The sequence below is a fragment of the Prosthecobacter debontii genome (assembly GCF_900167535.1).
Taxonomy (GTDB): domain Bacteria; phylum Verrucomicrobiota; class Verrucomicrobiia; order Verrucomicrobiales; family Verrucomicrobiaceae; genus Prosthecobacter; species Prosthecobacter debontii.
Genome location: NZ_FUYE01000052.1, coordinates 1 through 1,388, shown reverse-complemented (window position 1 = coordinate 1,388; position 1,388 = coordinate 1). Strand labels below are relative to the sequence as shown.

General features: G+C 47.3%; 2 protein-coding genes. Both read right to left on the bottom strand.

Going from position 1 to position 1,388, the window contains the following annotated elements:
- Positions 1-131: 131 nt before the first annotated feature.
- Positions 132-437 carry an immunity protein Imm33 domain-containing protein gene (locus tag B5D61_RS27285; RefSeq protein WP_078816245.1) on the bottom strand — a complete coding sequence of 102 codons (306 nt, stop codon included), beginning with the start codon at positions 435-437 and terminating at the stop codon, positions 132-134.
- Positions 438-1,388, bottom strand: a 951-nt coding sequence (locus B5D61_RS25505) for an RHS repeat-associated core domain-containing protein (RefSeq protein WP_217699078.1), incomplete at its 5' end; no start/stop codon positions are given.

The window sequence follows — 1,388 nt, the reverse complement described above, 5'->3', positions numbered from 1 at the left end:
TTTGCCGTGCTGATGCTTAACTCCCTCTTCTCAAGAGTTCATAACACGCTCTAGCTGAGAAGCTCACTGCGCTTCAATTTTTTGAATAGACTGGCAAGGTCAGGGGTATTGGTTGGTGCGTGCGTTCATTTTTAAGTCCTGCACACTTGCCAAGGCATATCTACTGACGAACGCCAAACAGTCATTCCCTCAGTCACATTCATAAACTCTCGTAAAGAGGGTTCCATTTGAAGGACTTCATCAAGGCTCCAAACTTGAACATCTTCGACACGTTCTTCATTCGCAACTCCACAAAAAAACTGCCAACCACTATCGGTTTCACCAGAATGTTCTGTATGAAATGCCTGAAGAATTGGGTGCTTTTTGGTTGCTGCATGCGAGCAAATTATTGCTGCCTGAGGGCATGATTGTGCCGAGCGATTGACAGATATGAACATTTATTGATTCCCTGTGTTGTTTGATTTTTGACGATTCTCACTTCTTGAGAGAACCATAGCATTTGAAGAGGAATTTTCACCACCAACTGATCGTGGCTCGACATGATCAACTTGAGCTTCATTTGTTGCAGGAGTAACAGATTTCTGACTTTTTTGAGAAGGAATCAAAAGAGCACCGGAACGATCAGACCGCAAAACTCCTCTATTAGAATCTTTGTTATGTTGAAGTATTTTTTCCTTTTGTAACTGTGTAAACGGTTTCCCCGGCCCAACCGACGGTGGGTCAACAATATGAGAGTAGTCGCATCTGTTAATTGTGAAGGTTTCGCCGCTATTGAAAGTATTAGATGTGTGATCTGTGTACTCAATGATGGTTTCATTGGTCGCCAAAGCTTTTTGACTGGAAGCTAGTGGCGCTCCAGACTTTTTCCCAAAACTTGCGCGTCCACCTTCAGCCATTAGGGCCACCGACAAGAGTGCTTCTCCTTGGCCCTCGGCGGTCGTCACATCAGGCAGAGCGGCCTTTGTTCCATTGACCTCGTGCGCAACAAGATCAACCCCAGGAACAAGCGAAAACGCGTCATGATCCTTATAAGCGCTTCCACCAGTAATCAAATTCAACCCCATCTTAAGCAATGATCCAATGCCACTCAAACCTCCCTTAATTACCCCACCAAGGTGATTCAACGCTTGTCCTGCAGATACTGCGCGATCCCTGTCCTGCTGATCTAGGGCATTACGAAGTTGAGGAGAGCATCCTGGTAGCCCGCGAGGATCTCCCCAGCCACTCAATCCAAGCGGATCCCAAGCCGTCCAAGGATTCTGTTTCACATAGGCATACAGATTGGGGCCATCGACAAATCCTGCCGGGTCTCGGCTCAGCCACATCCCCGTCTCGATATCTCGATACCGGAAGCCTTCATTCAGCAGGCCCGTCGGGTCTTCGTCCTT

What these genes read in the sequence shown, in the direction of transcription:
- B5D61_RS27285 (WP_078816245.1), bottom strand. Translation starts at nt 437, where the DNA reads ATGTTCATATCTGTCAATCGCTCGGCACAATCATGCCCTCAGGCAGCA.